Here is a 24,197-nt window from a genome sequence, read left to right as displayed (position 1 = left end):
ACTATTAACAATCAACTCACAACAACAAACCAAACACATAAAATGGATACTTTCATGCAAGCCGCCATCGACGAGGCGCGCCAGGGCCGCCGCGAGGGCGGCATCCCGATTGGCTCGGTGCTGCGGCGCGGCGACGACATCGTGGGCCGCGGCCACAACAAGCGCGTGCAGGACCTCGACCCCATCGCCCACGGCGAAATGGACGCCCTGCGCAACGCCGGCCGCCAGCGCACCTACCGCGACACGGTGCTCTATACCACGCTGATGCCCTGCTACATGTGCGCCGGCACCATCGTGCAGTTTAAAATCCCCAAAGTGGTAGTGGGCGAGGCCCAGACCTTCGGCGAGTCGCTGGAGTTTCTGCAGGCGCACGGCGTGGAGGTCGAAATCCTCAACTCGCCCGAGTGCATCGAACTGATGCGCGAGTTTATTGAGGCCGAGCCAGCGCTCTGGAACGAGGATATTATGGAGCTGTAATAAGCCCCGTTTGTCATTGCGAGCGCAACGAAGTGGAGCGCGGCAATCTTTCCTTTAACGTTGTGATAGTAACTCCAACGTGTAGGAAAGATTGCCGCGCTCCACTTCGTTGCGCTCGCAATGACAGACGATTTTGTTCCCTACCCCCCCTACTTCCGCCCCAACCAACTCTCGGGGTTGAGGTTAGCGGAGTTGCGCCACACCTGAAACTGTACCTGCGCGGTGCCATCCGCGTCGAGGGCTGCCGTGCCGATTTCTTCGCGGGCGCTCACCTGCTGGCCCTCGTGCACGCTCACCGAGCGCAGCTTGGCATACACCGTGAAGTACTCGCCGTGCTGAATCATGACGATGGTGTTCATGCCCGGCACCTGGGCCACGGTGAGCACCCGGCCCGCAAACACGGAGCGCACCGGCTCGCCGTTATTAGTTTGGATATCAACGCCCCGGTTATCGACCGTGACGTGGCGCAGCACCGGGTGCGGGTGCCGGCCAAAGTGCTGGGCCACGAAGCCGTGGGCCACCGGCCAGGGCAGCCGCCCCCGGTTGCCGGCAAAGCCCGACGAGAGCATGGCCGTTTCGGGGGTGAGGGCCACGCGGCTGGCGCGGCGGTCGGCGCTGGTTTCTTCGGGCGCGTCGTTTTCGGGGTTGGCGCCGGCATCATCATCGGCGGCGCTGGCGGTGGCTTCGTCGTGGCGGGTGGGGGTAGCGCGGCGGCGGCGGGCGGCGGCCTCGGCGCGGTCGGCGCGACGCTTGGCCGCCGCCGCAGCCAGGCGGGCCTCGCGGGCGGCGCGGGCTATTTCTTCGCGCACGCGCTGGGCAATGAGGTCGTCGAGGCGGGCCACGGCCTGCTGGCGCTGGGCCAGCTCCTGGCGCAGCCCCTGCTCCTGCTGGCTCAGCTGCTGCACTACTTCATCCTGCTCCTGCTTGAGGCCTTGCAGATTGCGGCTCTCCACTAATTGATTGGTGAGCAGGCTCTTCTGGCGCTGACGCTGCTGCGTGAGGCCGTCGAGCTCGTGGCTCAGCTGCTGCTGGGCGCCCAGGATGCGCAGGGCCTGGTGCTGGCGCTCCTCGGTGTACTGGCGCACGTAGCGCAGCCGCAGCACAAACTGGTTGAACGACTCGGCCGCGAACAGGAACATGAGCTGGTTGAAGCCGCCGCTCGTTTTGGCGGCCGTGTAAAGCAGGCGGCCGTACTCGGCCTTAAGGCGCGCCAGCTGCTCCTGGGTACTCAGCACCTGCTTCACGGTCTGGTGCACATTGGTTTCGATGCCCTGCAGCTGGGTCGAGATGTGCTGAATCTGGCCCTGCTTCACCGTCAGCTTTTCCTTGATGACGTTGAGTTGGCCCAGCGACGCTTGCTTCTTCTGGGTGGTTTGGGTCAGTACCTGGCCCGCCTCCGCAATGCGCGCTAGGTTGGCCTGGCGCTCGCGCTCCAGCTGGGCCTTGCTCTTGCCGCGCGGGCGGGGGGTAGGGCGCGCCGCCTTGCGGGCCGGGCGCGGGGCGCGGGCCGGCTTGGCCGAGCGGGCGGGCTTTTTGGCCGGGCGACGGCGCTGGGCCACGGCAGGCGGCGCCAGCAGCGCCAGCAGCAGCAGGGCCGGCCCAATGCGCCGCAACAGAAGGGGTAGGAGAAAAGTCACAAACAAAGCGGGCGCGGCGGGCAGGCCACCGCCCCACAAAATAACGCACGAATGCCGGGCTTATCCGGGCCGCCGCGCGAACCAGCCTGGTTACGGAGCGCCAACGCAGCTATTGCTGCTTATTTATACTATTTGCAAAGTCACTTTTAGCCGCAATTATTTCCTGACCTAAAGCTATGCCAAGGCTTTTTCTCAGTCAGAGTGGAGCGTCTATTCTGACTTGTCAAAAGTCTAATTAGCTGCAATTTCGGCTTGCGCCGCTTGGCTAGGCTGAACTAGTTTGGCTCAGCATTTCTGCTCAAACGCTCTTCCTGCCTCATGCGCCTGCTCCCTACCCCCCTGCTACTGGCCGCCCTGCTGAGCCTGAGCCAGTGCAAGAAAAGCGACTCCGGCCCAGCCAAGCCCGAAGACCAACTGCCGCCCGCTACCCAGACTGGCGCGGGCACCTTTGGCTGCCTGCTCAATGGACAGCCCTGGACCCCTAGCGGCTATGATGGTAAGCCTAATTTTATCACTACTTATGACTCCGGTTATGCTGGTGGCAACTTGGCAATCAGGGTATACCGACTTATTCCATCGGCAGGTACAAATCAGTATTTCTTAATTAGCAGCACTTCTGTCAACAAGACAGGTGTATATAACTTTGACAATAACGGGCCGGCAGGGGCCTATTATAACTCAGGAATTAATGGTAACTGCCAAGAGTACGGCTACTACATCAAAAGCAATTTTTCTATGGATGGTCAGCTTACTGTTACCCGGCTAGACCAGAAAGCCGGCATCATCGCGGGCACGTTCAATTTCAAGCTTTATCAGCCCGGCTGTGATACTATCAAAGCCACGCAAGGCCGCTTCGACTACCAACTATAACTCTCCCTTCTGCCCTTACTCGCATAAAGGCGAGCTTAGGGCAAAAGAGAGAGCTATTTAGAAGAGTATTCCCTACCCCCTACTTTTTCACCTTGGTCTGCTTGGCGTAGCCTTTGGGCACGCTGAAGGGGAAATCGAGGTGGCCCGCGCCGACTTCTACTTTTTGGTAGTTGAGGGTGGCGGTGGTGCTTTCGGTGCCGCCCTGCTGGCCCAGCACGGTGGTGGTGAAGGCGAAGGGCAGGTCGGCGCCGCTGGGCTTCTGGAAGTCGGCGTAGCCCACGGTGAGGCTGCGCTGGGCAGCGCTCTCACTCACTTTCAATTGCTGGAGGCGGCCGGTGCTCAGGCTCAGCAGCTGCTCGATGATGAGCGGCGCCTGGGGGTAGCTCACGGCCTGGTTGTCGCCCTCCTTCTTGAGCACGGGCAGGGCACCCTTGGGGGCCTCCTGGTAGTCGCCGAGTAAGATGTCCTGCATCTGGCGGTAGGTGACGGGCACGTTCAGCAGCTGGCTCAGGTAGGCGTAGTCGCCGGCGAAGTAGGTCTTTTTCAGGCGGTTCACTACCCGCACCGAATCGGGCGTGAGCAGGGCCCTTACCCCCTCAATGCCCAGCAGCGAGCCCGAAAGCCAGATGGCCGAGTCGCGCCGCACGCGCAGCGCAAAGTTGGCCGACTGCTCCGAATCCTTCGCCTTGAAGTGCACCTTGCCGTGGCCGTTCAGGTACTGAAAACTGGTATTGGTGGCCTTTACGCCGGCCGGCGTCACCACGGTTTCGGCCACGGGCGTCGAGGTGCCGGCCGTGACGGAGCCCGACTTGGTGGAAACGGCGCGGTGGCAGCCCGCCAGGGCTAGCCCGGCCAGTAGCAGCGCAGATTTATTCATACAATTTTTGGTCTTTGAGTTTGCGGTCGAGCAGCGGCGAGGCGCCGGGCCCGGCTTTGCGGGCCCGCTGCCAGGCCGCCACGGCCCCGGTGTGGTCACCGAGTTGCCACAGTACGTCGCCGTAATGCTCCAGGATGCTTGCGTCTTTGGTGGTCTTGCTGGCTTTTTCCAGATTTGGGCGGGCGCCGGCGTAGTCTTTCTGCTTGTAGAGCACCCAGGCGTAGGTATCGAGGTAGGTGTCGTTGTCGGGAAATTTGGCCACCGTGCGGCCGGCCATCTCCTTGGCCTTGTCGAGCTTTTCGCCCCGCAGGCTCAGGTAGTAGCTGTAGTTGTTGAGCACTGCGTAGTTGTTGGGGTCGGTGGTGAGCACCGCGTCGTAGGCGGCATCCGACTTGGCATACTCCTTCATTTCCTGGTAGGCATCGCCGAGCTGCGAGTCGAACTGGCTTTGCTGCTCCACGTTGCCAGCGGCCAGACGGCGGCCGTGCTCCAGCGACTGCACCGCCTGCCGGGGCTGCTTCTTGAGTAAATGCCCTACCCCATTGTAAAACCACAGCGGCGCCTGGTTGGGGAACAGCTCCAGGCCTTGGTCGCTGTGTACCAGCAGCGAGTCGGTCTGGTTTAGCTCGGCATCGAGCAGCACCACTTGCTGCCAGAGCTGAAACTTGGACTTGTCGTATTTCAGGGCTTTGAGGTAGGTGTTGCGGGCCTCTTTTTTGTGGCCGGTCTGCATCTGCACGTCGGCGGCCACGCTGTAGGCTTTTGCCTCGCGCGGGTGGTTGCGCACGGTGGCGGCGGCTAGGTCGAGGGCCAGCTGGTTCACCTTGGGGTCGGGCAGCTGCTTGATGTAGCCCACCAAAATGCGTACTTCCTGGTCGATTTCGAGCGCGGGGCTGTCGAAGGCCAGGCGCAGGTGCTTTTCGACCTCGGCGGGCTGGTTTTCCTGGCGGTACACGTCGGCCAGTATCAGGTGAGCTGAGGGGTTGCCGGGGTCGAGGCGCAGGGCCTGGGCGGCTACCCGCAGGGCATCGGGCAGGCGGTTGTTGGCGGCGTACATCTCGGCCTGGGCCAGCACGAAGCGCGGCTCGGTGGGGTTGGCCGCGATAAGGTTTTCACCTTCCTTCAAGGCCAGCGGCAGGTTGTTCTGACGCAGGTATATCTGCTGTTTTTTGAAGGAAATCTCGTCTACGTTGCCGAACTGCTGCTGGGCCTTATCGAGCGCCGCAAGCGCCTCGGGCAGCTTGTTCTGGGCCAGGTAGAGGTCGGCCAATTGGAACAAGTAGCTGCCCGAGTTGGGCACATCCTTCACCAGGCTGGCGTAGGTGGCGGTGGCGGCTTCGTACTGCTTTTGGCTGGCCTGGGCCTGGGCCAATAGCAGGTAGTAATACGGGTTTTTGGCGTCGAGCTTCACGGCGGCCTCGGCGTAGCCGGTGGCGTCGCGCAGGTTGCCACTCAGTAAGTTAGCCTCGGCCAGCTTGTAGTTGACAGCTGCATTTTCGGGCATCAGCGTGTAGGCTTTCAGCAGCCGCTCCAGGGCCTTGGGGTAGTCTTCGAGGATGACGTATTTCACGCCATCGGTATAAAGCGCCTCGCTCAGCTCGCGCTCCTTGGCCGAGAGCGGCGGGCGGGCGGCGGCCATTTTGGCCTCGATTTCGAGGCGCTGGGCCAGCTCGCGGCGCTCCTTGCGCGTGAGCTTGGCAGGCGTGGCTTCCGGGGCCGTCCTACCCCCCGCAGCGGGCTCAACGCCCTGCGCCCGGCTGGCCGTGGCCAACCCACCTACCAGCAATAAACCAACCGCGAACGAACGTACAAGCATAGCACACATAAGCACAATAAATAAACCAAAAACCTGCGGGCGAATGTACGCGGATTTACGCACGAACGGCGCGGCCCCGCTGTGGGGGCCGCGCCGTTCGGTAACGCACGCAGGGCTTAAATTATCACACGCGCAGCGTATTAAAATCGCCCACGCTCAGGTCGGCCGACTGGCCGGTCACGCTGGCGCTGTTGCCAATCATAGAATTGGCCACGTTGGCGTGGCGCACGGTGGCGGCCGTTTGCACGATGGAGTTGGCCAGGCGCGAGTCTTCAACCACCGCATTGGCACTCAATGACACGTGCGGGCCGACTACCGAATTGGTAATCACGGCGTTCTCGCCAATGTACACCGGCTCGATAATTACCGAGTTGGTGATTTTGGCTGAGTCGGCTACCAGCTTTTCGCCGCGCTCCTTGAGGTATTCGAGGTAGCGCTGGTTGGTGTGCACGGTAGCGTCCTTGTTGCCGCAATCGAGCCACTCGGTTACCTGGCCGGGCACGAAGACGGTGCCCTTGTTCTTCATGTTTTCGAGGGCGTTGGTGAGCTGGTACTCGCCTTTGTCCTTGATGTCGTTGTCGAGCAGGTATTGCAGCTCCTCGCGCAGGTAGGCGCCGTCCTGGAAGTAGTAAATGCCAATAATGGCCAGGTCCGACACGAAGGTTTCGGGCTTCTCCACAAACTCCGTAATCTCGCCTTTCTCGTTGAGCTTTACCACGCCAAAGGGCCGTGGGTCTTCTACTTTCTGCACCCAAATGGTGCCGGGCACCGAGCTATCGAGCGTAAAATCAGCCTTAAACAGCGTGTCGGCAAAGGCCACTACCAGCGGGCCGCTCAGCGACTCCTTGGCGCACAAAATGGCGTGGGCGGTGCCCAGCGCCTCATCCTGGTACACGATGGTGCCCTTGGCGCCCACCGACTCAGCAATGGCCACGAGGCTTTTTTCTACAGCAGCGCCGAAGCGGCCAATGATGAAGGCAACTTCCGTCACAGGCTCGCCGCACACGCGGGCAATGTCTTCAACTAGGCGCTGCACAATGGGCTTGCCGGCAATCGGAATCAGGGGTTTGGGTACGGTGAGCGTGTGCGGGCGCATGCGCTTACCCATACCAGCCATCGGGACGATGATTTTCATGGGGGTGTTGGTTAAAGAGAGACTAGGGTGAGAATATAAAAAGCTGACGGCTAAGCGGCTTGTTGCATGGTAGCAGCTGTATCGCTGGCCGGTTGATTGGAAATGTCGGTTACCACAAACCCCACGAGCGCCCCCAGGGTGTTGGCACGGGTAATAAACTCGGCCACTACCCCATCCGGCACGTCCAGCATGATGGGCTGGCCCGGGCGGAGCGAGTTCTTTTCGCCTTCGAGCAGGCGGTCAACGTTTTCCTTTGCTTGTTTCAAGGATAGTTGAAGCAGCTCTTGCTGCAGGTTGGCCAAGGCTATTTTTTGTAAGCCCACGCGCCAGCCTGCTAAAACGATAGTTGCCATGGCGATACTAATTAGGCGTCGGGAATGGTGATAACAAAGGGCGTTGGCAGTTTTCCGCTGTAGCGGCCAGTCGTGCGGCGGCCACCTTCGATGCGCAGGGTTTTCACGCCAAAGTAACGACCTAGCTGATAAGCTACCTCCCATAACGCAGGCCGCCCCACTTGGTTAATCGCGACGCCCTCCAAATGCAGCCTAGTTAAGCGCAGCTCCCGCTGCTGCTCGTGCAGGGCAAAATTAGTCATGCACGCTATGCGGTTGGCTGCCACTAGGAAAGAAAAGCATAGCACATCTTCTTCCATCAGAATTTCCTCAGCAAGTAGCTTAACTGAAATTTCTGGTTTATCCATACCTGGTGAATATCAGTTGTTGCGATGCCGCAAAGCTACTGGCCGCCCAGCAGCTCGGCCAGCGTGGCCGGGTCGGCGTTGCCGCCGGTGAGGATGAGCACCGTGTGCTGACTGGGGGGTAGGGCATCGCGGTGGCGCAGCAGCGCGGCCAGCGGCAGGGCGGCGGTGGGCTCCACCACGAGGCGGGCTTCGAGCAGCAGGCGGCGGGCGGCGGCGCGCAGCTCGGCCTCGCTCACCGTTACGATATCGTCGGCGTACTGGCGCAGGTGGGCCAGAGTTAATTCACTCACGGACAGCGTACGCACGCCGTCGGCCAGGGTGCGGCTGGTATCGGCGGCGGACCACTCTACCACTCGGCCCGCCCGCAAGGAAGCCTGGGCATCGGCGGCCAGCTCGGGCTCCACGCCGATTACTTTCACGCTGGGCTTCAAAAATTTGAGGGCAGCTGCTACCCCCCCCAGCAGGCCGCCGCCACCCACGGGCGCCAGCACAAGGTCTACTTCGGGCAGGTCTTCGAATATTTCGAGGCCCACGGTGCCCTGGCCGGCTATCACGTAGGCATCGTCGAAGGGCGGCACCAGCACCGGCGGCGCGGCGGCCCCGGCCAGCAGGCGGGCGGCCACGGCCTCACGCTTTTCGTGGGCCGGGTCGTAGAGAATAACTTCGGCCCCTAGGACCCGGGTAGCATCGATTTTCACCCGCGGCGCATTGGTGGGCATGATGATGGTGGCGCGCAGGCCCAGCTGCCGCGCCGCGTAGGCTACGCCCTGGGCATGATTGCCGCTGCTATAGGCCAGCACGCCGCGCGCCCGCTCGGCCTCCGTGAGCGCCATAATGCGGTTGCCAGCTCCCCGAATCTTGAAAGAGCCAATGGGTTGCAGGCTTTCGGGCTTCAGGTACACGCGCTCGGTGCCCAGCTCGGGCAGGTCGAAGGGCAGCAGGGGCGTACGCCGGGCCAGGCCGCGCAGCCGCTGCTGCGCCTGCTCCAGGTCGGCGAGGGTGATGAGGTTCATAGTGCAAAGGTGGTAGCCCGACCGCTAACTACACCACACCGGCCATAACTACTGGCCGGCTGGCGGCGTTAGGCTAACGACTTCTTACTTTTGCCTTATGAACTTCATCTCCGAAATCGAATCCAGCATTCAGGCCCTGTTCGCGGCCATCAACAACGGCTTTGTGCAAGACCCCGGCTCGGGCCAGCAGCAAGTGAGCAATTGGCTCCAAAACCTGCGCGGCAGCGACATTCCCGCCGTGCGCCTCGTCGCCGCTGAGCTCGACGAGCTCAATGGCCACATCCAGCGCAACGACGCGGGCGCTATGGGCGCCTCGTTCCAGAAGCTGGCCGACCTCACGGCCCGCGCTGCCCTCCCCATCCACAGCTTCGAAGGCACCGGCGACAAAATCCGTGAACTGAGCCAGAAGCTCAACTCGGCCGGTGGCAACCTGCAAATCATTGCCCGCCAGCGCGCCGCCGGCACGGTACAGCAGTAGTGACAAATGACTAGGGACTAGTGACTAATGTAGTTCAAATCATCATTGAACGACATTAGTCACTAGTCCCTAGTCATTTGTCATTATCTACCCGTGCTTCCGTAGCCGCCGGCGCCGCGGGCGGTTTCGCTCAGCGTTTCGGCGGGCTGCCACTCGATGGTTTCGTGGCGGGCCACCACCAGCTGGGCAATGCGCTCGCCATCCTGCACGGTGAATACCTCGTTGGATAGGTTGACCAGCAGCACTTTTATTTCTCCCCGATAGTCGGCATCAATGGTGCCGGGGCTGTTTACGATGCCGATGCCATGCTTGTAGGCCAGTCCGCTGCGGGGGCGCACCTGCGCCTCGTAGCCAGGGGGTAGGGCCAGGCTGAGGCCCGTCGGCACGAGCACCCGCTCCAGCGGGCCCAGCGTGAGCGGGCCAGTGGGGAGGTCAGCCCGCAGGTCGAGGCCGGCGGCGTGGGCAGTCTGGTATTCCGGCAGCGGGTGCCGCGAGGAATTGATAACGGGAATGGTGAGCATAGAAAGCTATAAATTGTTTGTCATTGCGAGCGCAACGAAGTGGAGCGCGGCAATCGCACCAGAACAATCCGTGTGGTTATCGTTCTGGTGCGATTGCCGCGCTCCACTTCGTTGCGCTCGCAATGACAAATCTCTCAACTAAAAACTACAGCGCCGTCATTTCCTCGCGCACAAAATCGGCCAGCTGCCGCAGATACTCGGTGCTGAAGTCGAAACGAATGCCCGCCGCCGCGTACACCTCGCCGATGGGCACGGTGTAACCTAGCGCAAGCGCCCGCTGGTAACCGGCCAGCGCAACAACCGGGTCTTGCCGGAAATTACGCCACATGGCAATGGCCCCGAGCTGCGCCATGGCGTACTCGATGTAGTAGAACGGCACTTCGTAGAGGTGCAGCTGCTTTTGCCAGAGCGTGGGCCGGAACTGCTCCAGGCCGCTCCAGTTCACGGTGCGCTGGTTAAAGTTCTGGAAAATCTCGGTCCAGCGCTTGTGCCGCTCGGCTTCGGTGTGGTCGGGGTTTTCATACACCCAGTGCTGAAACTTGTCGATGGTGGCTACCCAGGGGAAGGTTTCGAGTACACCTTCGAGGTGCGTTTTCTTGGCGCGACGCAGCTCGGCGGGGTCCTGAAAAAACACATCCCAGTGGTCCATGCTCATCAGCTCCATGCTCATCGAAGCCAACTCGGCCACCTCACTCGGCGGGTGCTTGTCGGCCGAGAGGGGTAGGCGGCGGGTCAGGAAGGAGTGCACGGCGTGGCCGCCTTCGTGCAGCATGGTCACCACATCGCGCAGCGACGAGGTAGCGTTCATAAAGATGAACGGCACGCCGGTTTCGTCGAGCGGGTAGTTGTAGCCGCCGGGCGCCTTGCCCTTGCGGCTTTCGAGGTCGAGGTGGCCCATCTGGCGCATGGTGCGCAGGCAGTCACCCAGAAAAGGGTCGAGCTGATGAAAGACGGTAATGGTCTTTTCGAGCAACTCGGCACCGGTCTGGAATGGGCGTAGCGGCGGCTGGCCGCTGGGGTCCACATCGAGGTCCCAGGGGCGCAGGGCGGGCAGCTTGAGCTCATTGCGGCGGGCTTCATCAAACTCGTTGATGAGCGGCACCACCGTGGCCCCAATGGCCGAATGAAAATCAAAGCAGTCCTCGGCAGTGTAGTCGAAGCGCCCCAGCGCGGCAAACATGTAGTCGCGGAAGTTCGCAAAGCCCGCATTAAGCGCTACTTGGTGGCGCAGGCCCACCAACTCAGTGAAGAGGTGGTCGAGGGGCTTGCTATCGCGCAGGCGCCGCTCCTGAATGGCGCGCCAGGCCTGCTCGCGCACCGGGCGGCTCAGGCTTTTGAGGCGGTCGGCGGCGCGGGGCAGCGTCAGCTCCTCGCCATCGAGCGTTACGGTCATGGCGCCCACGGTAGCGGCATACTGCTGCTGCTTGGTCGAGATATCGGTTTTGAAGGCGATATTCTCCTCCCGGTAAATCTCCGACGCGCGGCGTACCGAGCGCAGAAATACCCCGTAGCGCTCCTGGCTCAGCTCGCCGAGGTAAGGGCTGGCTAGCAGCTTTTCGTTGAGGGCGTGGTCGTAGGGCGCCACCTGCGGCTCCACTTCCTGCACAAAAAACTGAAAAGCCTCGGCGCGGCCCTCGTCCTGGGTATCGCAGGTCATGTGGATGTAGCGCCAGGCCAGGTCCTCGCTCAGCATTGATTCCAGCTCGGAGCGGTCGAGCAGCCAGCGCTCTAGGGCGATGGCGCTGCTCACTGAGCGGTGCTGTAATTCTTGAAAGAACGGCTCCAGCGTGGCCCAATCAGTCACCTGAAAGTCTTCGGGCAAGTAGTGGCGGGGTAGGCGGGCAGTATCGGTGGCAGGCGAGGCCGCCAGGGTATCAAGCTCAGGAATCACCATAGAACACAAGTTACGTAATTTAATGACCAGCCGCCTGCACAGTTTGTTCAATTCAGGCTTAAAACAGCTCCCTACCCCTGGCTTCTGCTTGCTTATCAGCCAATTTCAATTATTACATCGGCCGTCAGCGGATGAGCTACGCAAGTGAGAATATACCCCTTGGCCAGCTCGGCATCAGATAGCCCTTCGCGCTCGTCGAGGTGTACCTTGCCGCTGAGGCACTTGCCGCGGCAGGCCGTGCACACGCCCGCCTGGCACGAGTAGGGCAGGTCAATATCCTGGTCGAGCGCCGCGTCGAGAATGGTGGTTTTGGCGGGCACTACCAGCTTGTACTCGCTGCCCTCGTAGTTGATGGTAACGGTACGCTCGGTCACTGGGCCGTCGTTGGGGCCGGCCAACGAGTCGCCTTGCATGTCGCCGGCTTCGGCCGCATCGGCAGCAGCTACAAAGCTCTCGCGCCGGATGCGGCTGCTGGGTACGTTCAGCAGCTCCAGAGCGGCCTGGGCTTCGGTCATCAGGCCCTCGGGGCCGCAGATGTAGTACTCGGCCTGCGGCGCCGGAAACTGGTGGCGCTGCTCCATTATGCGCAAAATAGTGGTGCGGTTGAGGCGGCCAGTGTGCTGGTGCGCGCCAGTAGCGTGCAGCGGCTGGCTGTACACGTGCTCCACTTGCAGGCGGCCGCGGCTACCGGCTTCAAGGTCGGCAAGCTGCTGCTTGAAAATAACCGTGTTCTCGTTGCGGTTGCCATAAATGAGCAGCACGTGGCTCTGCGGCTCTTGGGCCAGCACAGCCTTGAGCATGCTCATGAGCGGCGTAATGCCCGAGCCGGCCCCGAGGAGCACCAGCGAGCGGGCTGCCTTGGGGCTGGGCTGCACCACGAAGTTGCCGAGGGGGGGTAGGACCTCGTATTGCTGCCCAACTTTTACGTTATCAAGCAAATAATTACTCACGAGGCCGCCCGTTACGCGCTTCACGGTTACGGACAGGCGCGGGGCCTCGGCGGGCGTGCTGCTGAGCGAGTAGGCGCGGCGCTCGGGCCGGCCGCCGCCAGGGCCGCAGGGCACAAGCAGCGTCAGAAACTGGCCGGGCTTGCTGGGCACGGCCTGGCCATCGGGCCGCTGCAGGTGAATGGTAACGGTATCCGGGGTTTCCTGGGTGAGGGCAACGACGGTGAGCGTCAAATACGACGACATAGGGTAGAACTGAGTAAGGTGACAAATTTACGCCAGCCGCGGCGCGTGAAGTTTAGATTACCCATTTTTGAGGGGTCGAGAGATTAACCGGCCAGCGCTAGCTTCGTCTTTCGATGACCAGTCTTTCTACCCTACTCACCCGCCACCGGGCCACTTTTCAGCCCGTGCTGCCCGCCTACCCCCTCGCCGGCCCCAGCATAGCCCCGCTCGATTTTACCGCCGCCAACCCGCGCCTGGCCTACCCCGAGCGCCTGCGCGATACGGCAGTTTTTGACCATCTGGTGCACACCATGCTGGCCGAGCAGCACGCCACCGCCGGCATCGGCGGCTACCTCGAAAACCGGGTTATCTACCGCCGCAGCCCGCACTTCGATGCCGCCACCGAGCCGCGCTCGCTGCACCTGGGCGTAGATGTGTGGGTGCCGGCCGGCACGCCCGTAGCCGCGCCGCTGCCCGCCACCGTGCACAGCCTGGCCGACAATAATAACTTCGGCGACTACGGCCCCACCATCATCTTGCAGCACGAGCTAGAAGGCGCCACCTTCTTCAGCCTCTACGGCCACCTCGCCCGCACCGACCTAGCCGAGTTGCACGCGGGCCAGGCGCTGGCCGCCGGCCAAGTGTTCGCCCACGTCGGCCCCTACCCCGAAAATGGCGACTGGCCCCCGCACCTGCACTTCCAACTGATGACCGACATGCAGGGGCGGCGGGGCGATTTTCCGGGGGTAGCCCCGGCCAGCGAGCGCGAATATTGGGCAGAATTGTGCCCCGACCCGATGCTGGTGCTACGTTGACCTGTTTGTCCATTGCCGCGCTCCACTTCGTTGCGCTCACAATGACAAACGAAATTACTTTTCCCGCTCTATCGTGTAGTTTATCAACGTTTCCAGTGAGTTGCGGGCTTCGGAGGCCGGGAACTCGTGCAGGATTTCCAGGGCCTCGTCGCGGTAGCGCTCCATCGTGCGGATAGCGTAGTCGAGGCCGCCCGACTGCTTCACGAAGTCGATAACCTGCTGCACGCGGTCGCGGCGGCCGGCGTTATTTTTTACGTTGTAGATAACGCGGCGCTTGTCGAGCCAACTGGCCTGCTGCAAGGCGTAGATGAGGGGTAGGGTCATCTTTTTTTCCTTGATGTCGATGCCCACCGGCTTACCAATTTCGGCCGTGCCGTAGTCAAACAGGTCGTCTTTTATCTGGAACGCCATGCCCACTTTCTCGCCAAAGAGCCGGGCTTTTTCGATGGTGGCCTTGTCGGCACCGCTGGCCGCCGCGCCCACGGCCGTGCAGGAAGCAATGAGCGAGGCCGTTTTCTGGCGAATAATATCGAAGTACACGTCCTCCGTGATGTCGAGGCTGCGCGCTTTCTCGATTTGCAGCAGCTCGCCCTCGCTCAATTCCTTCACGGCGTTGCTCACGATTTTGAGCAGGTCGAAGTCGTCGTTTTCGAGCGACAGCAGCAGGCCGCGGCTCAGCAGGTAATCGCCCACGAGCACGGCTATCTTATTCTTCCAGAGCGCATTGATAGAGAAGAAGCCGCGGCGGTAGTTGCTCTCGTCCACCACGTCGTCGTGCACCAGGGTGGCGGTGTGCAGCAGCTCGATGAGGGCGGCGCCCCGAAACACAGCTTCGGGCAGCGGCGCGGTGGGGTCGGCAGCGCTGGCGCGGGCCGTGAGGAACACGAACATGGGGCGCACCTGCTTGCCTTTGCGGCGCACGATGTAGCCCATTATCTTATCCAGCAGCAGCACCTTGGTCTGCATCGACTGCCGAAACTTGACTTCGAACTCCGCCATCTCAGCGGTGATAGGAGCCTGAATCTGGTCGAGCGGGTTTGCCATGCGGGCGCAATAATACGGCCAGCAGCGCGGACTACTGCGCCTACGCTACCTTCGCCGCATGCTCCGTACTGTTGAGTTCACGCTAATTGGCCGCGCGCACGGCCGCCCTTTTGCCGCCGATGCCACCTACCAGCCCACCGGCCAGCCCCAGCCCATCATCGTGTTTGTGCACGGGTTCAAGGGGTTCAAAGATTGGGGCCACTTCGGGCTACTAGCCGAGTTTTTTGCCAATAAAGGCTTCGTTTTCGTCAAGCTCAACCTCTCGCACAATGGTGTGGTAGTGGGCGGCACCGGCGACTTGGAAGACCTGGAGGCCTTCGGAAAAAATAATTTCAGCCTGGAGCTCGACGACCTCGGCCAGCTGCTCGATGCGCTGCACACGCCCGGCGCTACCCCCCTGCCCGCGGCCCAGCTCGACCTGCGCCGCATCTGCCTGGTGGGCCACAGCCGGGGCGGCGCGCTGGTGCTCCTCAAAGCCGCCGAAGACCCGCGCGTGGCGGCCGTGGCGGCCTGGGCCGCCGTGGCCGACCTGCACCCGCGCTGGCCCGCCGAAGTAGTCGAAAAATGGCAGCGCGACGGTGTGCTCTACGTGCCCAATGTGCGCACCGGCCAGCAGCTGCCGATGTACTACCAGATTGCCGAAAATTTCTTCCAGCACCGCACCCGCCTCGACCTGCCGGCCCTCCTACCGGGCCTGCGCCAGCCGGCGCTGCTCATCCACGGCGACCAGGATGAGACGGTACCGCTCGCGGCCATGCACCAACTGCACGCCGCCCAGCCCGCCGCCGAGGTGCTGGTAGTGCCCGGCGCGGGGCACATGTTTGGCGGTGCTCACCCGTGGGCTGGCCCGGCCCTACCCCCCCAGGCACAGCTTATCGCCGAGCGCACGGCAAGCTTCTTCGAAGCAATTGGGAATTTAGAATGAGGTGTTAGCTACCGAATAATTCCTCATTCCTCAGTCTAAATTCCCAATTGAATAAGCTGGCTTACCTGCTGCTGGGCAGCAACCTTGGTGACCGGGCCGCCCGCCTGGCACAGGCCCGCGCCGACCTGGCGGCTACCACTGGCAACATTGTGGCCGCGTCATCGCTCTACGAAACAGCGGCCTGGGGCCTGGAGGACCAGCCGGCGTTTCTCAACCAGGTGCTGGCCGTCGAAACCGAGCTGGACGGCCCTACCCTCCTAACTGCCTGCCAAGCCGCCGAGCAGCAACAGGGCCGCGAGCGGCTGGTGCATTGGGGCGCCCGCACGCTGGATGTGGACATCCTGCTTTTGGGCCAGGAAATAATCGCTACCCCTACCCTATCGGTACCGCACCCGGCGCTGCCGGCCCGGCGCTTTGCCTTGGTGCCGCTGGCCGAGCTGGCGCCGCAACTGGTGCACCCACAGCTGCACCGCACCATTGCCGAGCTGCTGGCCGCCTGCCCGGATGAGTTGGCAGTGCGACGCTACGCAGCCTGACGGCTAAGGCAGGTGTAGTAGCCCCATGGGGGGCAGTCGGTGCAGCCGGTAAGCATTATGCCCGGCCCGTACGCCTTGGTATAGCACCCAGGCTACCACCAACACCGGGCCTAGCCGAATAAGCTTACTCTTTGTAGCAGGCCAATTGAGGAGTACCAACAGCAGCACCGTCGGATATAGGGGCGTCAGGTAACGCTCGGCTTCGTGCACGTCGGCGCCGATGCGGCCGCGTGCGGCACTGCCAGTCAGCAGCACCAGGGATAGCACTAGCCCCATAAAAAGCATCCGCTGGCAAAGTAGCGGCAAACCAGCAGGTACGGTCCTGGTCGGAGTGCGCACTATTGCCGCCCAGGGCCACAGCGCCGCTACCCCTACTAGCAAGCACACCCACACTGCTGCCGGCAGCGCCAGGAGGCTAGCTGCTGGCAACGGCACCAGCCATCGCCAAAGCACGAACCCATAATCAGCCAGAATGGGTAGAATAGCGTGCGGGTCATCACCAAGCTGTATCGAATTACTGAGGGAGAGTTTGGGCCAGCTACTTACTTGCCAAAGCAATAGCCCGCTGCCCGTGCCAACCAAGTGGCCAAGCCGGGCCCAGCCGCCAGGTCGCCCAACCTTGGCTGCCCCCGGCCAGGCCAGCCCAACTCCTATGCCTGCCAGCAGAAATACCCCCGCAATGCGCTGCAAGGGCAGCAGAAAGCCCAGCCCCGTAGCCAGCAGACCAAGTACGCGCCCACCCCGCCGCATCCAACTCAGCAAGGCCAAAAAATAACAGGCCCACAGCAGATTAAACAGCGGCTCAGACCAAATAAACTTGCTAACCACCAGCGCCGGACTACCCAGGGCCAACAGCAGCGACAGTGCCAGCGCTCGGCGGCCGGGTAGCAGTTGGTAGCCCACTGCGCTCCAGGCGGCTACCGCCCCCAGCAGGGCCAGCCCGTTGAGCCAGTGCACTAGCCCCGCCCCCCCCAGCAAAGCCAGCACTACCGGAAACAGCGGTGGCCAAGCCTGGTACGGGCTTCCATCAGGCATTAGGAGATGGCCTGTTTGCCGCAGGGTATGGGCCGCGTAGAGGTAGTGGTAGCTATCGGAGGTACCGGCTAGCCCCATGCTGGTAGTATAGAGGTAGCTGCCCAGTGCCAACGCAGCGGCTAGCACTAACAGCCCTATCCGGCCAGTCTGGCTGTTCGCTACGTGCTTCAGACTAGCTACTTGCACAACGGCTTACGCAATGGTGTCAAGGACGGCCGTGGGCTCGATTTTCTTCACTAGGCCTTGCAGCACCTTACCGGGGCCGCACTCCACAAAGTGGGTAGCGCCATCGCGGAACATGGCCTGCACGCTCTGGGTCCAGCGCACGGGGGCGGTGAGCTGGGCCAGCAGATTAGCTTTGATTTCGGCCGGGTTGCGGTGCGGGGCGGCGTCCACATTCTGGTACACCGGGCAGCGGGCCTCATGAAACGTCGTGCGCTCGATGGCCTCGGCCAGGGCGGCCTGGGCCGATTGCATAAGGGGCGAGTGGAAGGCCCCGCCTACCGGCAGGGGTAGGGCGCGCTTGGCGCCAGCGGCTTTCAGCACCTCGCAGGCTTTGGCGATGCCGGCCGTAGAGCCGGAAATAACGAGCTGGCCGGGGCAGTTATAGTTGGCGGCCACTACTACGTCGCCGCCGGCACTCACCTGCTGGCAGCCTTGCTCCACGGCCGCGTCGGGCAGGCCAAGGATGGCGGCCATGGTGCCGGGCTGCTCCTGGCAGGCGGCTTGCATGGCCTGGGCGCGGCGCGCCACCAGCGGCAGCGCATCGGCGAAGGTGAGCACGCCCGCGGCTACCAGCGCCGAAAACTCACCCAGCGAGTGGCCCGCCACCATGGCCGGCTGCCAGTCGGGCCGGGCCACAAACTGCGCCACCGAGTGCACAAACACGGCCGGCTGCGTCACGTCGGTGCGGCGCAGGTCTTCCTCGCTGCCCTCAAACATCAGCTTGGTCAGGTCGAAGCCCAGGATGTCGTTGGCCTGGATGAGCAGGGCGCGGGCGGCCTCATTTTGCTCAAACAGCTCGCGGGCCATGCCCGGAAACTGCGAGCCCTGGCCGGGAAATACGATGGCCGTCAGGCCGGCGTCGGAAGCGGGGGTAGGAGTCAAAATTATAGTTCAGTAATGAGCATTATCTAAGTCAGTTATCATGGCGAGCAACGCGAAGTAATCGCACCTGAACGAGTCGTTGTTTGTGCGATTGCCGCGCTTCGCTCGCCAGGACAACTGGTTTTTACTCCGGCAAAATAAAGCCAAAAAAGCCGCCCCGGCTTGGGGCGGCTTCTGGTTGCCGGAGGGGGGTAGGCGCTAGCGCGACACCTCCACCCAGCCTTTATAGGTGCGCTTGGTGTTGGCAGCGTCGGCAAACTGCACCTCGGCCAGGTAGTAATAAATGCCGTTCGATACCAGACCGCTGGTGGTGCTTTCGCCGGCCGCGCCGCCGCCCGTCCAGTTGATGTAGGGGTCGGCGCTACTCTCGTACACTTTCACGCCCCAGCGGTTGAAAATCTGGATGTGCGTGCTCGTAACCGGGCTGGAAGTCTTGGGCCGGAACACCTCGTTCACATTGTCGCCATTGGGCGTAAAGATGTTGGGCAGCAGGAAGAACACGCAGTCGCTCTGGCAGGCAATGTTGCTGACTGCGCTGCGCTGACCGCTCGATGCCACACCCTGCACCTGGTAGCAGCTGGTGGGCCGGTTCAGGTTGCGGTCCATGTAAGTAAGCTGGGCCGTGGAGTCAATCAGCACGAAGGGCCCGGCCTGGGTATCACCGCGAAAAATGCGGTAGTACACGGCGTTGGTAGCGCAGCCGGCGGGCGTGTTGCCCACCGTCCAGCGCAGGTTGTTCTGGTAGCGCTGGCCAGGAGAGGGGTAAGACGGCAAGTTGGCTAAACTGTCGCAGTTGGTAGCCTGCACGCTCAGCACCGGCGTGCAGGGCGTATCCTGGAGCGTAGTGCACACTTGCTGGCTCTTGTTGAGCAGATTAAGCAGGTAAGAATAGCCCGCATACTGGCCCGTAGTCTGCACGTAGTAGCAGTACTGCTGGCCGGTTTGCAGGCCCTTATCCACGTAGGTGCCGCTGGTAGCACCGGGCAGCACGCTCGCCACCTGGGTGAAGGCGCCGGTGGGCGTATCCTGCCGGTAAATAATTGTGGGCTGCTTGCTGTTGTCCCAAGGCACGTTGTAGGCCCAGTTCACGGTGATGGTTTTGGCCAGGCCGTCGGGCACCAGGCTGGTGCGCACGCTGGTAGCGGTGGCCGAGGTTTCGGTCTTCTCCACCGCCGTGCCCGTCGAAGTGTCGGTGTTGAAGAACACCAGCGTGTAGGTGTACTGGTTGGCCACCGTGTTCAGGCCGGAGTCCACGTAGGTAGTATCGCTGAGGTTGGTAATAGTTGCTGCCAGGACCAGCGGCCCCGTGCCAACGCTGCGGCTGAGGCGGTAGCCCGAAGGCGTGCCAAACGTGCCGCCGTTGTCGGCGCGCGGGCGGGTCCACTTCACCATAATCTGGCCGGTGGCGGTGTTGGTCGTGTTCACGTCCACATTGGTCAGCATGGCCGAGCGGCCGTTAAACGACAAGCAGGCCTCGTTCGACACAATGCTGGTGCCGCCCGAGGGCAGCGGAAACACGGCGTACACGCGGTAGCTATACGTTTTGCCCCGGCTCAGGCCCTTACCGGCGTTATCGTCGACAAAGGTGGTAACCGTTGGGTCCACAGACCCAATCTGGGTGTAGCCGGCGCTGGCGGGCAGGCCCGTGTCGCAGGGGCCGGGCGTGTAGGCGTAGCAGCCTTCGCGCCGGAAAATCAGCAGGCTTTTCGCATTCGGGCAGCTGTAGCGGTCCCAGCTCAGCAGGCTTACCAGCCCGGCGGCCGACGAGCTTGATACGGCGCGCACGTTTTGCGGCGGCGGCCCTACCACCGTGATACGCACGGTCTTTTCGTCGATAAGAATGGGCGTCGAGACGTTTCCGTTGGGCGGACTATCCTGCGCCTTGAATACGACCGAGTAAGGCTGATTGGATACTTTACTGCAATCGGGCGTCCAGCTGAACGTGCCCGCTACTGTAGTGCCCGTGTTGGTTTGAACAAAAGTGGCTGGCGGCAAGATACCGCTGTAGGCAAACAGCGTAACGGGGGTAGGCGCCTGCGAGCCAGCAGCCGTGCCATCAGTAGCCGATACGCGCAACGTCACAAGTTGATTGGCCACCACGCATATATCGGGCGGCACGGTGAGGGTAGGCGGCAGGTTGGTGGTAGCCGTCACGATAATCTGCATGTCGCGCACCACCGAGCCAATCTGCCGGTAAAAGCCATTAATCCGGCGCCACTCCTCCACTATAAACGCAATGTTGTAGATGCCCGCCAGGGCCGGTGCGTTCCAGGTTATCTGCCCGTTATACACGTCCTGCACAATTATGGCGTTTTTCGTCGGGTCACCGGCGGGCACCCCGTTGTAGGCTACCTGCTTGGCACCCGGCAGCAAGCTTTGGTTATCGGGGTACACGTAGTTCTGGCACTGCACCGGCACGGGCGTGTTGTTATTAGACTCCGCCGCACCTACCCCGTTCACTACCTGGCGGCAAGGAATAAGCTTGTATGCCAGCGAGTCGCCATCGGCATCGTACGCCGCTGGGTTGTGCAAAAACACCTGCTGCACTGCTGCCCGGTCCAAAGCTGGAGCCTTCAGCACCGGCGAGTGATTCAGACCATAAACCGGATTAATATTCACCTCCGACACAATGTAGAAGGTAGTATTAACCGAATTCACCATATTCTTAATATCGGCGTTGCGGTTTTCGCCAATAAAACTCACCTTGTAGTTACCCGCGCCCGAGTAAAAGTGGTCGAAATAAAAGTAGATTATCTCCGTATCGGCGGTCGAGCGGGCGGCGTCCGTCACGCGCGTCATCAGGTTTTTGCCAGTGGCATCTTTATCCGTGCCGCGCAGTTCCGTGGCATCGCCAAAGAAGATGGTCGTATTGCTCAAATCCTGCTGCACCGAAGAGGTCTTATCCCGATAAATCGTCATCTTAAAATAGATGTGATTTAGGTTGCTCGTGATGCTATCGACCCGCGACTGAATATCGCCGGCCCGGATGTGCGTAGCCTGCGCCACCTGCGGCCGCAGCCAGCCCAGGCCAATAAGCAGCAGGGCTACCAGCCAAGTCGCGGGACCACTATTCTTCCCAGAAGATAAAAAAAGTCGCATAATCTACCAATGTTGAGTAACAGCTTACAACCCGCCAAAACAACCTTTATTGCCCCTTTCACGTCACGACCCAACCTTTTTTCCGGGCCTTTGGTTGTGGAAAGTACGCAGTAAGTTGGCTAACGGCTTTCGGGCCGGATTGATTCAAGGCGACCGGCCATTTAGCTGCCACCTGGGTTTAACGGTTCTAAATAAGACTTATGTGCGCTGGCTGCCTTGGGCTGAGGCGCCGCTGGCCCTACCTTTGGGCGATATAAGAGGCTTTCTTTTTGGCTACAATTTCTATGAATTGGTTTACAAAGACCTTCACCAGCAGCATTGGGCGTAAGATTATCATGTCCCTGACGGGGCTGTTTCTCTGCACATTCTTGGTAGTGCACCTCGTTGGCAATCTCCAGCTTTTCAAGCACGACGACGGGGTAGCATTTAACACCTACTCGCATTTCATGGGTACCAACCCGGTCATTCGCACCATAGAGTGGGGCTTGGTGCTGGGCTTTGGCTTCCACATCTACGAAGCGCTGATGCTAACGCGCCGCAACAAGGGTGCCCGCTCGCACGGCTATACTCAGTGGGAGGCTAAGCAAAACTCGGAGTGGACCTCGCGCAACATGGGTATTCTGGGCTCCATCATCCTGGTTTTTCTGATTGTACACCTGTACAATTTCTTCTGGCGCGCCCGCTTTGGCACCATCGACCCAGACATCAACCACAACGACGACTTGTACAGCTTGGTAGTATCGTCGTTTCACCAGTGGTGGTACGTGATACTGTACGTGGCTGCGCAGGCCAGCCTAGGCTACCACCTGTGGCATGGCTTCCGCTCGGGCTTTCAGACCTTGGGCCTCAACCATCGCAAATACATGCCGCTAATTAAAAACTTTGGCTACGCTTTCGCTGTCATTGTATCAGCTGGTTTTGCTTCGATGCCGCTCTACTTTCTGTTGTTTACCAACGAGAAAGGAGCGCTTGTGAGCAGCGCGCCGGCCGTGCTGCACCAGTTGGTGTTGGCGTTCAACTAACATCAGTTTCTTAGCCTACCTACTATGGTTTTGAATTCCAAAGCGCCCGAAGGCCCCCTGGCCGAAAAATGGGACAAGCATAAGTTCAACGTCAAGCTCGTTAACCCTGCCAACAAGCGCAAGTACGATGTAATTGTGGTAGGTACTGGCTTGGCTGGTGCTGCTGCGGCTGCTTCGCTGGCCGAGCTGGGCTACAACGTAAAAGCGTTTACGTACCACGACTCGCCGCGCCGCGCGCACTCCATTGCGGCGCAGGGTGGCATCAACGCAGCCAAAAACTACCAGAACGACGGCGACTCGGTATTCCGGCTGTTCTACGATACTATTAAGGGCGGCGACTACCGCGCCCGTGAAGCCAACGTTTACCGCTTGGCCCAGGTATCAGTTAGCATCATTGACCAGTGCGTAGCCCAGGGCGTTCCCTTCGCCCGCGAATACGGCGGACTGCTTGCCAACCGCTCGTTTGGTGGTGCGCAGGTAAGCCGCACGTTTTACGCCCGTGGCCAGACCGGACAGCAGCTCTTGCTGGGTGCTTATTCGGCCCTTAGCCGGCAGATTGCCTATGGTAAGGTGAAAATGTACACCCGCTCGGAGCTACTCGACGTGGTAGTGGTGGATGGCCAGGCCCGCGGCATCGTAACCCGCAACCTCATCACCGGCGAGGTGCAAACGCACGCTGGCCACGCGGTGGTGCTGGCTACCGGTGGCTACGGCAACGTGTTCTACCTGAGCACTAACGCCATGTACTGCAACGCCTCGGCGGCGTGGCGCGCACACAAAAAGGGCGCGTATTTCGCTAATCCTTGCTTTACCCAGATTCACCCCACTTGCATTCCGGTATCGGGCGAATACCAGTCGAAGCTGACGCTGATGTCGGAGTCGCTGCGCAACGATGGCCGCGTGTGGGTTCCCAAAACCAAGGAGATAGCCGAGCGCGTGCGCAGCGGTGAGCTGAAACCACAGGACATTCAGGAAGATGACCGCGACTACTTTCTGGAGCGCAAGTACCCGGCTTTTGGTAACCTCGTGCCGCGCGACGTAGCCTCGCGCAACGCCAAGCAGATGTGCGACGAAGGAAAGGGGGTAGGCTCAACGGGCCTGGCCGTGTACCTCGACTTTGCCGACGTTATCAAGCGTACCAGCGCCGAAGCAGTGAGCCAGAAGTACGGCAACCTGTTTGAGATGTATCAGAAGATTACCGATGAAAACCCCTACGAGCGGCCGATGCGCATTTACCCGGCCGTGCACTACACGATGGGCGGCCTGTGGGTAGACTACAACTTGCAAACCACTATTCCGGGCCTTTATGCCACGGGCGAGTGCAACTTCTCGGACCACGGCGCCAACCGCCTTGGGGCTTCGGCCCTCATGCAAGGCCTGGCTGACGGCTACTTCGTCATTCCGGCTACCATTGGCGACCAGTTGGCTGCTACCCCCCCCAAGCCGGTTACTACCGACCACCCGGCCTTCGCGGAGGCTAAGGCCGGCGTGCAGGCCCGTGTTGAGCAACTGCTCAGCATCAAGGGTAACCGCACGCCCGACGAGTTTCACAAGAAGCTTGGCAACCTGATGTGGGAGTATTGCGGCATGGCGCGCAACGCCGAAGGCCTGCGCTACGCCAAAGCCGAAATCGCCAAGCTGCGCAAGGAGTTTTGGCAGGATGTGAAGGTGGTAGGCTCGGGTGAGGAGATGAACCAGGCGCTGGAGAAAGCCGGCCGCGTGGCCGACTTCCTGGAGTTGGGCGAATTGATGGTAGACGACGCCCTGGACCGCAACGAAAGCTGCGGTGGTCACTTCCGTGAAGAGTACGCTACGGAGGAAGGTGAGGCTTTACGCCGCGACGATGAGTATGCCTACGTGGCGGCTTGGGAGTACATGGGCGACAACCAGCCCGAGCGCCTCAACAAGGAAGAGTTGGTGTTCGAAAACGTAAAGCTTACGCAGCGCAGCTATAAATAACTAATTCTAAATTATGAATCATGAATTAAAGATTAAGTATTGACAACCCCATATTCGGAGGCAGC

The 24,197-nt window shown here is 61.2% G+C and carries 22 protein-coding genes; 8 read left to right on the top strand and 14 right to left on the bottom strand.

The window, feature by feature from the left end; translation table 11 throughout:
• Positions 1–42 precede the first annotated feature (42 nt).
• Entirely contained in the window at positions 43–477 is a 435-nt protein-coding gene (locus tag E4631_RS01915; protein WP_133658402.1) for a nucleoside deaminase, read from the top strand.
• A gap of 149 nt (positions 478–626) precedes the next feature.
• Here the strand turns inward: E4631_RS01915 and E4631_RS01910 are convergent, their stop codons facing one another.
• Positions 627–2,114 (bottom strand): murein hydrolase activator EnvC, encoded by a 1,488-nt coding sequence (locus E4631_RS01910; RefSeq protein ID WP_240734600.1) that lies wholly within the window; start codon positions 2,112–2,114, stop codon positions 627–629.
• Between the two features lie 318 nt (positions 2,115–2,432).
• Between E4631_RS01910 and E4631_RS01905 the strand changes: the two genes are divergently transcribed.
• Positions 2,433–2,984 carry a hypothetical protein gene (locus E4631_RS01905; RefSeq protein WP_133658401.1) on the top strand — a complete coding sequence of 184 codons (552 nt, stop codon included), beginning with the start codon at positions 2,433–2,435 and terminating at the stop codon, positions 2,982–2,984.
• 79 nt (positions 2,985–3,063) lie between these two features.
• Here the strand turns inward: E4631_RS01905 and E4631_RS01900 are convergent, their stop codons facing one another.
• The 6 genes from E4631_RS01900 to E4631_RS01875 all read right to left on the bottom strand — a co-directional run bounded on the left by E4631_RS01900 (position 3,064) and on the right by E4631_RS01875 (position 8,525).
• Positions 3,064–3,861 carry a DUF4292 domain-containing protein gene (locus tag E4631_RS01900; RefSeq protein ID WP_133658400.1) on the bottom strand — a complete coding sequence of 266 codons (798 nt, stop codon included), beginning with the start codon at positions 3,859–3,861 and terminating at the stop codon, positions 3,064–3,066.
• The gene (locus E4631_RS01895) at positions 3,854–5,677 is read right to left on the bottom strand and encodes a tetratricopeptide repeat protein (RefSeq protein ID WP_240734597.1); all 1,824 of its coding nucleotides are present in this window, start codon (positions 5,675–5,677) and stop codon (positions 3,854–3,856) included. The genes E4631_RS01900 and E4631_RS01895 overlap by 8 nt, the downstream gene beginning before the upstream one ends.
• Positions 5,678–5,801: 124 nt before the next feature.
• The gene (locus E4631_RS01890) at positions 5,802–6,812 is read right to left on the bottom strand and encodes a sugar nucleotidyltransferase (RefSeq protein WP_133658398.1); all 1,011 of its coding nucleotides are present in this window, start codon (positions 6,810–6,812) and stop codon (positions 5,802–5,804) included.
• A gap of 50 nt (positions 6,813–6,862) precedes the next feature.
• Positions 6,863–7,165, bottom strand: coding sequence for a hypothetical protein (locus E4631_RS01885; RefSeq protein WP_133658397.1), 303 nt, complete (start codon positions 7,163–7,165; stop codon positions 6,863–6,865).
• Positions 7,166–7,176: 11 nt separating this feature from the next.
• Positions 7,177–7,512 (bottom strand): hypothetical protein, encoded by a 336-nt coding sequence (locus E4631_RS01880; protein WP_133658396.1) that lies wholly within the window; start codon positions 7,510–7,512, stop codon positions 7,177–7,179.
• Positions 7,513–7,547: 35 nt separating this feature from the next.
• Positions 7,548–8,525, bottom strand: a complete 978-nt coding sequence (locus E4631_RS01875) for a threonine/serine dehydratase (RefSeq protein ID WP_133658395.1) — start codon at positions 8,523–8,525, stop codon at positions 7,548–7,550.
• Between the two features lie 97 nt (positions 8,526–8,622).
• On the opposite strand from E4631_RS01875, the gene E4631_RS01870 reads away from it, so the two are divergent.
• Positions 8,623–9,003: a hypothetical protein gene (locus tag E4631_RS01870; RefSeq protein ID WP_133658394.1), complete on the top strand. Its 381-nt coding sequence runs from the start codon at positions 8,623–8,625 to the stop codon at positions 9,001–9,003.
• Positions 9,004–9,086: 83 nt separating this feature from the next.
• Here E4631_RS01870 and dut read toward each other — a convergent pair whose 3' ends face one another.
• The 3 genes from dut to E4631_RS01855 all read right to left on the bottom strand — a co-directional run bounded on the left by dut (position 9,087) and on the right by E4631_RS01855 (position 12,611).
• Positions 9,087–9,524, bottom strand: coding sequence for a dUTP diphosphatase (gene dut / locus E4631_RS01865; RefSeq protein ID WP_133658393.1), 438 nt, complete (start codon positions 9,522–9,524; stop codon positions 9,087–9,089).
• Between the two features lie 145 nt (positions 9,525–9,669).
• Positions 9,670–11,418: a M3 family oligoendopeptidase gene (locus E4631_RS01860; RefSeq protein ID WP_133658392.1), complete on the bottom strand. Its 1,749-nt coding sequence runs from the start codon at positions 11,416–11,418 to the stop codon at positions 9,670–9,672.
• A 95-nt stretch (positions 11,419–11,513) separates the two neighbouring features.
• Positions 11,514–12,611: a ferredoxin--NADP reductase gene (locus tag E4631_RS01855; RefSeq protein WP_133658391.1), complete on the bottom strand. Its 1,098-nt coding sequence runs from the start codon at positions 12,609–12,611 to the stop codon at positions 11,514–11,516.
• Between the two features lie 113 nt (positions 12,612–12,724).
• Between E4631_RS01855 and E4631_RS01850 the strand changes: the two genes are divergently transcribed.
• The gene (locus tag E4631_RS01850) at positions 12,725–13,405 is read left to right on the top strand and encodes a peptidoglycan DD-metalloendopeptidase family protein (protein ID WP_133658390.1); all 681 of its coding nucleotides are present in this window, start codon (positions 12,725–12,727) and stop codon (positions 13,403–13,405) included.
• Between the two features lie 54 nt (positions 13,406–13,459).
• On the opposite strand, the gene E4631_RS01845 is transcribed toward E4631_RS01850, so the two are convergent.
• A complete protein-coding gene (locus E4631_RS01845; protein WP_133658389.1) occupies positions 13,460–14,449 on the bottom strand; it encodes a polyprenyl synthetase family protein in 990 nt (329 codons plus the stop codon).
• Between the two features lie 58 nt (positions 14,450–14,507).
• On the opposite strand from E4631_RS01845, the gene E4631_RS01840 reads away from it, so the two are divergent.
• Together E4631_RS01840 and folK are read left to right on the top strand one after the other, a co-directional pair.
• Positions 14,508–15,374, top strand: a complete 867-nt coding sequence (locus E4631_RS01840) for a S9 family peptidase (RefSeq protein WP_133658388.1) — start codon at positions 14,508–14,510, stop codon at positions 15,372–15,374.
• A 47-nt stretch (positions 15,375–15,421) separates the two neighbouring features.
• On the top strand, positions 15,422–15,910 hold the full coding sequence (gene folK, locus E4631_RS01835; protein WP_133658387.1) for a 2-amino-4-hydroxy-6-hydroxymethyldihydropteridine diphosphokinase: 489 nt from the start codon (positions 15,422–15,424) through the stop codon (positions 15,908–15,910).
• A 3-nt stretch (positions 15,911–15,913) separates the two neighbouring features.
• Here folK and E4631_RS01830 read toward each other — a convergent pair whose 3' ends face one another.
• The 3 genes from E4631_RS01830 to E4631_RS01820 form a co-directional block, all read right to left on the bottom strand.
• Positions 15,914–17,131, bottom strand: a complete 1,218-nt coding sequence (locus tag E4631_RS01830) for a hypothetical protein (protein WP_133658386.1) — start codon at positions 17,129–17,131, stop codon at positions 15,914–15,916.
• A 6-nt stretch (positions 17,132–17,137) separates the two neighbouring features.
• Positions 17,138–18,022, bottom strand: a complete 885-nt coding sequence (fabD, locus tag E4631_RS01825; protein WP_133658559.1) for an ACP S-malonyltransferase — start codon at positions 18,020–18,022, stop codon at positions 17,138–17,140.
• A 228-nt stretch (positions 18,023–18,250) separates the two neighbouring features.
• Complete coding sequence (locus E4631_RS01820) at positions 18,251–21,151, bottom strand: gliding motility-associated C-terminal domain-containing protein (RefSeq protein WP_133658385.1); 2,901 nt, start codon at positions 21,149–21,151, stop codon at positions 18,251–18,253.
• A 284-nt stretch (positions 21,152–21,435) separates the two neighbouring features.
• Between E4631_RS01820 and E4631_RS01815 the strand changes: the two genes are divergently transcribed.
• Entirely contained in the window at positions 21,436–22,173 is a 738-nt protein-coding gene (locus tag E4631_RS01815; RefSeq protein WP_133658384.1) for a succinate dehydrogenase cytochrome b subunit, read from the top strand.
• A 24-nt stretch (positions 22,174–22,197) separates the two neighbouring features.
• Positions 22,198–24,132 carry a fumarate reductase/succinate dehydrogenase flavoprotein subunit gene (locus E4631_RS01810; RefSeq protein WP_133658383.1) on the top strand — a complete coding sequence of 645 codons (1,935 nt, stop codon included), beginning with the start codon at positions 22,198–22,200 and terminating at the stop codon, positions 24,130–24,132.
• Positions 24,133–24,197: the final 65 nt, after the last annotated feature.

The organism is Hymenobacter sp. UV11, assembly GCF_004684095.1.
In the GTDB taxonomy this organism is placed as follows: Bacteria; Bacteroidota; Bacteroidia; order Cytophagales; family Hymenobacteraceae; genus Hymenobacter.
The sequence above is the reverse complement of the archived record's forward strand: the minus strand, read 5'-3'. Positions and strand labels throughout refer to the sequence as shown.